The organism is Falsiroseomonas oryzae, assembly GCF_027856955.1.
Classification (GTDB): Bacteria; Pseudomonadota; Alphaproteobacteria; order Acetobacterales; family Acetobacteraceae; genus Falsiroseomonas; species Falsiroseomonas oryzae.
Genome location: NZ_JAPSMD010000283.1, coordinates 1 through 7,142 on the forward strand (window position 1 = coordinate 1; position 7,142 = coordinate 7,142).

General features: G+C 73.2%; 6 protein-coding genes. 2 read left to right on the forward strand and 4 right to left on the reverse strand.

Going from position 1 to position 7,142, the window contains the following annotated elements; translation table 11 throughout:
• From OZN99_RS21660 to OZN99_RS21675, 4 genes are all read right to left on the reverse strand, one after another.
• A partial coding sequence (locus OZN99_RS21660; protein ID WP_270937332.1) for a glucokinase occupies positions 1–436 on the reverse strand: 436 nt, incomplete at its 3' end.
• A 13-nt stretch (positions 437–449) separates the two neighbouring features.
• Positions 450–758: a c-type cytochrome gene (locus OZN99_RS21665; protein ID WP_270937333.1), complete on the reverse strand. Its 309-nt coding sequence runs from the start codon at positions 756–758 to the stop codon at positions 450–452.
• A gap of 11 nt (positions 759–769) precedes the next feature.
• Positions 770–1,522, reverse strand: a complete 753-nt coding sequence (locus tag OZN99_RS21670) for an SDR family NAD(P)-dependent oxidoreductase (RefSeq protein ID WP_270937334.1) — start codon at positions 1,520–1,522, stop codon at positions 770–772.
• A gap of 96 nt (positions 1,523–1,618) precedes the next feature.
• Positions 1,619–2,365, reverse strand: a complete 747-nt coding sequence (locus tag OZN99_RS21675) for an SDR family oxidoreductase (RefSeq protein WP_270937335.1) — start codon at positions 2,363–2,365, stop codon at positions 1,619–1,621.
• A gap of 166 nt (positions 2,366–2,531) precedes the next feature.
• Here OZN99_RS21675 and OZN99_RS21680 point away from each other — a divergent pair, with 166 nt between their 5' ends.
• Positions 2,532–5,813 carry a transglutaminase family protein gene (locus OZN99_RS21680; RefSeq protein WP_270937336.1) on the forward strand — a complete coding sequence of 1,094 codons (3,282 nt, stop codon included), beginning with the start codon at positions 2,532–2,534 and terminating at the stop codon, positions 5,811–5,813.
• A gap of 141 nt (positions 5,814–5,954) precedes the next feature.
• Positions 5,955–7,142, forward strand: a 1,188-nt coding sequence (locus tag OZN99_RS21685) for a circularly permuted type 2 ATP-grasp protein (protein ID WP_270937337.1), incomplete at its 3' end; no start/stop codon positions are given.

Here is a 7,142-nt window from a genome sequence, read left to right on the forward strand (position 1 = left end):
CCGGGCCGGGCAGGAAGCCCGCCACGCCGAGCCCGGTGCCCGGCCCGAGCACCAGCATGGGCGCCGCCGTGTCGCGCCGCCCGCCGCCGATGGGTCGCAAGTCGGCCGGCGCCAGGTGGGGCAGGGCGTGCGCCTGGGCCAGGAAGTCGTTCACCAGCCGCACCCGCGCGAAGCCGAAGCGCGCAGCGATCGGCGCGGTGGCCACTTTCCAGGGCGCGTTGGTCAGGCGCACGGGCTCGTGCAGCACCGGCCCGGCGAGCGCCAGCACGGCCTGTTGCACGCCGCCGCCCGGCGCCAGCCGCGCCAGCGCCGCCGCGATCGCGTCCTCCACCGTGGCGAAGGCGGCCACCGGCAGCACCAGCGGGGCACCCGGGCTGCCGTCCAGCAGCGCAAAGCGCGCGTTGGTGCCGCCGATGTCGGCGAGCAGCGCCCTCAAGCCGCGCTCACGCTCATCGATTGGGCCGCTGCGCCATGACGAAGGCGGCGATGTCCGCGGCCTGCCGCGCCGTCAGCCCGTGGTCCGGCATGCCGGCATGCGGCAGGCGGATGAAGGTTGCGACCCCCTCCGCGCTGGCATTCGGCCGGGCAGCGATGGCAGGGAAGGAGGCCACGGCATCGGCCGCCGGCCCCGGCCCGCCGGCCGAGATCCGGTGGCAGTTGGCGCACCAGGTGGCGGCCAGGCGCCCGCCCTCCACCGGGTCCGCGGTCTGCGCCAGCGCCGGCGCGGCGAGCAGCAGGAAGGGCAGCAGCCAGCGCATCGCGCGCCTCCTCAATACGTTGCACGCCCGCCCGAGACGTCGAACACCGCCCCGGTCGAGAAGGAGCAGTCCGGGCTCGCCAGCCAGCAGATCAGCGCGGCGATCTCCTCCACCTCCACGAAGCGGCCCATCGGGATCTTGGACAGCATGAAGGCGATGTGCTGTTCGGTCATCTGCGCGAAGATGTCGGTCTTGGCCGCCGCGGGCGTGACGCAGTTCACCAGCACGCCCCGCGTCGCGACCTCCTTCGCCAGGGACTTGGTGAAGCCGATCAGTCCCGCCTTGGAGGCGCTGTAGTGCGCCGCGTTCGGGTTGCCCTCCTTCCCCGCGACGGAGGCGACGTTCACCACGCGCCCCCAGCCGTTCGAGAGCAGGTGCGGCATGATCGCGGAGGCGACGATGAAGGGCGCATTCAGGTTCACGTCGATCACCCGGCGCCATTGCGCGGCCGGGATCTCCCAGCTCGGCATGTTGCCGCCCGTGATGCCGGCGTTGTTCACCAGGATGTCCACCTTGCCGTGCGCGGCGAGGATGCTGGTGGTGGCCTGCGCCACCGCGGCCTCGTCCGTCAGGTCCAGCACTTCCGCCGTGACCGTGCCGTCGGCGGCCAGCGCGGCGCGGCTCTCCTCGGTCTTGGCGGGGTCCATGTCCCAGATGGCCACCCTGGCGCCAGAGGCGACCATGCGCCGCGCGACGGCCAGCCCGATGCCGCGCGCGCCGCCCGTGACGATCGCGACGCGGCCGGCCAGGTCCAGCTTGTTCATTCTACGCCTCCCATGCGATTCACGCCTCCGGTGCTCGTCGCCCTGCGGGCGCCTGTGCCCTGCGGCGACCGCATGGGCACCTCCGCTCCGTGAAGCTCACCCGCGCCCGACGAAGGGCATCTTGGTGGCCATGATCGTCATGGTCAGCACGTTGGTTTCCAGCGGCCAGGCCGCCATCTGCGCCACCGCCTTGCCCACGTGGTTCACGTCCATCAGCGGCTCAGCCTTGATCGACCAGTCGGCCTGCGGCACGCCCTTGGCCATGCGCTCGGCCATCGCCGTCATCGCATTGCCGATGTCGATCTGGCCGACCGCGATGTCGAAGCGCCGCCCGTCCAGGTTCATGGACTTGGTCAGCCCGGTGACCGCGTGCTTGGTGGCCGTGTAGGGCGCGCTGCCCGGCCGCGGCGCATGCGCGCTGATCGAGCCGTTGTTGATGATGCGCCCGCCCTGCGGCGACTGGTCCTTCATCATGCGGAAGGCCGCGTGGCCGCACAGGAACATCCCGTTGAGGTTCACAGCGACCACCTTGAGCCACTGGTCGGCGGTCAGCTCCTCGAAGGGCGTGCCCGGCACGTTGGTGCCGGCATTGTTGAACAGCAGGTCGAGCCGCCCGAAGGCGCCCTTGAGCTTCGCGAAGGCGCCTTCCACTGCCGCGGGGTCGCTGACATCGGCCGACAGCACCAGGGTCCGCGCGCCCTTGCACAGCCCCGCCGTCTCCTCCAGCGCGTCGGCCCGCCGGCCGAGCAGACCAACGGCCCAGCCTTCCGCCGCCAGCGCCAGCGCCGCCGCGCGCCCGACGCCCGAGCCCGCCCCGGTGACCAGCGCGAACCTCTCTGCCATGGACCTTCCCCCGACCGATGTTGATGCGCGGAGGGTGCCCGCCGGGGCCGGCCGTGTCCAGGCACGCGCGGGCCAGCCATGACGCCGCCGTCACGCGCGCGCCCTTGCGGGGCGGACCGTTCCAGTGTGATAGCGAACACGAATCGCAGGACCTCCCCGGACCCTCATGAGCATCCACGCCGCGCTCACCCACAGGACGCGCTACGACTACGACCGGCTCGTCGGCCTCTCGCCCCAGCTGATCCGCCTGCGCCCGGCCCCGCACAGCCGGACGCCGGTGTTGTCGTATTCGCTGAACGTCTCGCCGAAGCCGCACTTCCTGAACTGGGTGCAGGACCCGCAGGGCAATTTCTGCGCCCGCGTCGTCTTCCCCGAGCGCGTGCGGCATTTCGAGGTCACGGTGGACCTCGTCGCCGACATGGCGACCATCAACCCCTTCGACTTTTTCGTGGAGCCGCAGGCCGAGGCCTTCCCCTTCGCCTACGACCCGGTGCTGGCCGAGGAACTCGCGCCCTTCCGCCGCGTCGCCGCGCCCGGCCCGCTGCTCGACGCCTATCTGAAGGACATCCCCCGCGCGGCGCCGAACACCGTCAACTTCCTGGTGGACCTGAACCGCAGGCTGGCCGGCGAGATCGGCTACATCGTGCGGATGGAGCCCGGCGTCTGGACGCCGGAGGAGGTGCTGACCAACCGCAAGGGCTCCTGCCGCGACAGCGGATGGCTGCTGGTCAACATCCTCCGCCACCTCGGCTTCGCCGCGCGCTTCGTCTCGGGCTACCTGATCCAGCTGGTGCCCGACGTGAAGCCGGTGGAAGGCCCCGCCGGCCCGCCCGCCGACTTCACCGACCTGCACGCCTGGTGCGAGGTCTATGTTCCCGGCGCGGGGTGGATCGGCCTGGATCCCACCTCCGGCCTGCTGGCGGGCGAGGGGCACATCCCGCTCGCCGCCACGCCGGAGCCCGCCTCCGCCGCGCCGATCACCGGCGGCGTGGACGAGTGCGAGACCAGCTTCGGCTTCCACATGGAGGTCCGCCGCGTCGCGGAGACGCCGCGCGTGACGAAGCCCTACACCGACGCGCAATGGGACCGCGTGCAGGCCATGGGCGCCGCGGTCGATGCGCGCCTGGCTGCCGGCGACATCCGCATGACGATCGGCGGCGAGCCGACCTTCGTGGCGGAGACGGACCGCGACGCGCCGGAATGGAACACCGATGCGCTCGGCCCGACCAAGCGCCGCTACGCCGGGCGGCTGCTGCGCCGGCTGCAGCCGCTCTGGGCGCCCGGTGCGGCGCTGACCTATGCGCAGGGCAAGTGGTACCCGGGCGAACAGCTGCCGCGCTGGGCGCTGTATTGCCACTGGCGCGCGGATGGCGAGCCGGTCTGGACCGACCCCGCGCTGCTCGCCTCCGACGACGACCGCGACCAGGCGACGCCGCAGGACGCGGCCGAATTCGCCACGCTGCTCGCCGGCAAGCTCGGTGTCGATCCTCGCCTGCGCATCCCGGGCTACGAGGACGTCCACCACTATCTCTGGCGTGAGAAGATGCTGCCCGCCAACGTGCTGGCCGAGGCGTCGAGGCTGAAGGACCCGATGGAGCGCGCGCGCCTCGCCCGCGTCTTCGGGCAGGGCCTCGCTGGGGAAGTGGGCTCCGTCATCCCGCTGCGCCGCGCCGGCGTCGGTGCGGACCGCGTCTGGGAGAGCGGGACATGGGCCTTCCGCGCCGGCGAGATGTTCCTCATCCCCGGCGACAGCCCGATGGGCTTCCGCCTGCCGCTGGACAGCCTGCCCTGGGCGTCCGACACGGCGATCGAGGCCGAGCCGGAGCGCGACCCCTTCGCCCGCCGCGAGCGCTTGCGTCCCCGCCGCGACTACCCCGAAGGCCGGGCGCGGATCGTCGAGATGCCGGTGCCCGAGCCCGGCCGGGAAGAGCCGGGCGTTGTGCGCACCGCGCTCTGCGTGGAGCCGCGCGGCGGCCTGATCCACGTCTTCCTGCCGCCGCTGGCGCTGGCCGAGGACTGGCTGGACCTCGTCGCCGCGATCGAGGCGACGGCGAAGGAGACCGGGCGCAAGGTGTTCCTGGAAGGCTACCTCGCGCCCGCGGATCCGCGCCTGCTGCATTTCTCCGTCACGCCCGACCCGGGCGTGATCGAGGTGAACGTGCATCCCGCGACAAGCTGGGACGAGCTGTCGGAGCGCACCACGACGCTCTACGAGGAAGCGCGGCAGGTCGGCGTGGCCGCGGAGAAGTTCGCGCTGGACGGCAAGCATGTCGGCACCGGCGGCGGCAACCACATGGTGATGGGCGCGGCCGAGCCTGCCGACAGCCCGTTCCTCCGCCGCCCCGACCTGCTGAAGTCGCTGGTCGGCTTCTGGCACAACCACCCCTCGCTGTCCTACCTGTTCAGCGGCCAGTTCATCGGCCCGACGAGCCAGCATCCGCGCGTGGACGAGGCGCGCACGGACGCGGTGTACGAGCTGGAGACCGCCTTCGCCCAGGTGCCGCCGCCGGGCTCGCAGCCGCCGCCCTGGCTGGTGGACCGCATCTTCCGCAACGTCCTGGTGGACATGACCGGCAACACCCACCGGACGGAATTCTGCATCGACAAGCTCTACGATCCCTCCGGCCCCGGCGGTCGGCGTGGGCTGGTCGAGGTACGCGGCTTCGAGATGCCGCCCCATGCCCGCATGTCGCTGGTGCAGCAGCTGTTGCTGCGCGCGCTCGTCGCGGGCTTCTGGGAACGGCCCTACGACCGCAAGCTGATCCACTGGGGCACGCGGCTGAACGACGACTTCATGCTGCCGCACTACGTCGCGCGCGACTTCGCCGACGTGCTCGACGAGCTCGGCGAGCTCGGCTTCGCCTTCGACCCCGCCTGGTTCGCGCCGCATATCGAGTTCCGCTTCCCCAGGATCGGCGGCATCGCCGTGCGCGACATGGAGCTGGAGCTGCGCGCCGCGCTCGAGCCCTGGCACGTGCTGGGCGAGGAGATCGGCGCCGGCGGCACCACCCGCTACGTGGACAGCAGCGTGGAGCGCGTGCAGGCCAGGGTCACCGGCTGGATCCCGGAGCGATTCAGGCTGGCCTGCAACGGCGCCGAGGTGCCGCTGGCCCCCACCGGCACGGCGGGCGAATACGTCGCCGGCGTGCGCTTCAAGGCCTGGGATCCGGTCTCCGCGCTGCACCCGACCATCCGCAGCCAGGCCCCGCTGACCTTCGACATCTGGGACAGCTGGACCGGCCGCAGCCTGGGCGGCGCCACCCACCACGTCGCGCATCCCGGCGGGCGGAACTACCAGACCTTCCCGGTCAACGCGAACGAGGCCGAGGCGCGGCGCCTGGCCCGCTTCTTCCCCTTCGGCCACACCCCGGGCACCATGCCGGAGCCCCGGCCGGTGCCCTCGCGCCAGCACCCCCGGACGCTGGACCTGAGGCGGGCGGCCGGATGAGGCCGCCCCGCGCCGCGACTCGGCGCGGCCTGGGAGCCTGCGGGCGCGGCGCGAGGTTCTGACCCGGACTGCCGGGACGAAAGGAGTCGCCTGACCGACAGCCCGGCGCCTGCGGGAGGAGCCCCGCCCCAGCTCGACGAGATGGTGGACGGCCACGGCCGCATCCGTCCGTCCTGGCGCAGCCTGCTGGGCGCCTTCTCCTCGCTCGGCTACGCGCAGCTGGCCGAACGCGCCCGCCGCCTCGACCGTGCCTTCGAGGAGGAGAGCGTGGCGACGGTGCTGGAAGCCGCGGCCGCCGGCCAGCCGCAGCGCGCGCGCCGGCCCTGGCGCTGCGACCCCGTCCCCCTGATCGTCACCGCCGGCGAATTCGCCGAGCTGGAGGAAGGCCTGGCCCAGCGCGCCCGCCTGCTGGCGGCCGTGCTGGAGGACCTCTACGGCCAGCAGCGCCTGCTGGCCTCCGGCACCATCCCGGCCCGGCTGGTGCTGGCCAATCCGCATTTCCTTCGCCCCTGCCGCGCGCCGGCCGCCCGGCCGCTGCACCGCCTGGCCTTCTACGGCGCCGATCTGCTGCGCGGGCCGGACGGGCGCTGGCGCGTGCTGGTGGACCGCTGCGGCGGTGTGAACGGCGTGGGCTTTGCGGCGGAGAACCGCGCGCTGCTCGGCCGCGTCCTGCCCGAGGCCTTCCGCGCCGTGCAGGTCCGCGCGCTCCGCCCCTTCTTCGACGCCTGGCTCGGCGCCCTGCAGGCGCTCGCGCCCGATGGCGTGGACAACCCCCGCATCGCCCTGCTGACGCCGGGCGCCCGGCAGGAGACCTGGCTGGAGCACCTGTTCCTCTCGCGGGAGCTGGGGCTGGAGCTGGTGGAATCCGGCGACCTGACCGTGCGCGGCGGCGTGGTCTACCTCAAGACGCTGCGCGGCCTGCGCCGGGTGGACGTGATCCTCCGCCGCATCAAGGGCGAGGCCTGCGACCCGCTGGAATTCCAGCACGGCAGCGGCGTGCCGGGGCTGATGGGTGCGCATCGCGCCGGCGCGGTGCGTCTCGTCAACGCACCCGGCTCGATGCTGGCTGAGGCGCCGGGGCTGGCGCCGTACCTGCCGGCCGCCGCCCGCGCCCTGCTGGGCGAGGAGTTGCAGCTGCCGCAGGTGGAGACCCTCTGGCTGGGCGACGACGCCGCCCGCGACCGCGTGCGCGCCGCGCCGGAGGCCTGGAAGCTGCGCTCCGCCTTCGACCCGGGCGAGACCGTCGCACTCGGCCCGCTCGAGGCCTTCTCCGGCCGGGGCGCCGCCGAGCCCTGGCGCTTCGCCGCGACGCGCCCGGTGCCGCCCTCC

Bases quoted from the DNA above. Each gene is read 5' to 3' on its own strand.
- OZN99_RS21665 (WP_270937333.1), bottom strand. From the start codon at position 758: ATGCGCTGGCTGCTGCCCTTCCTGCTGCTCGCCGCGCCGGCGCTGGCG.
- OZN99_RS21670 (WP_270937334.1), bottom strand. From the start codon at position 1,522: ATGAACAAGCTGGACCTGGCCGGCCGCGTCGCGATCGTCACGGGCGGC.
- OZN99_RS21675 (WP_270937335.1), bottom strand. From the start codon at position 2,365: ATGGCAGAGAGGTTCGCGCTGGTCACCGGGGCGGGCTCGGGCGTCGGG.
- OZN99_RS21680 (WP_270937336.1), top strand. From the start codon at position 2,532: ATGAGCATCCACGCCGCGCTCACCCACAGGACGCGCTACGACTACGAC.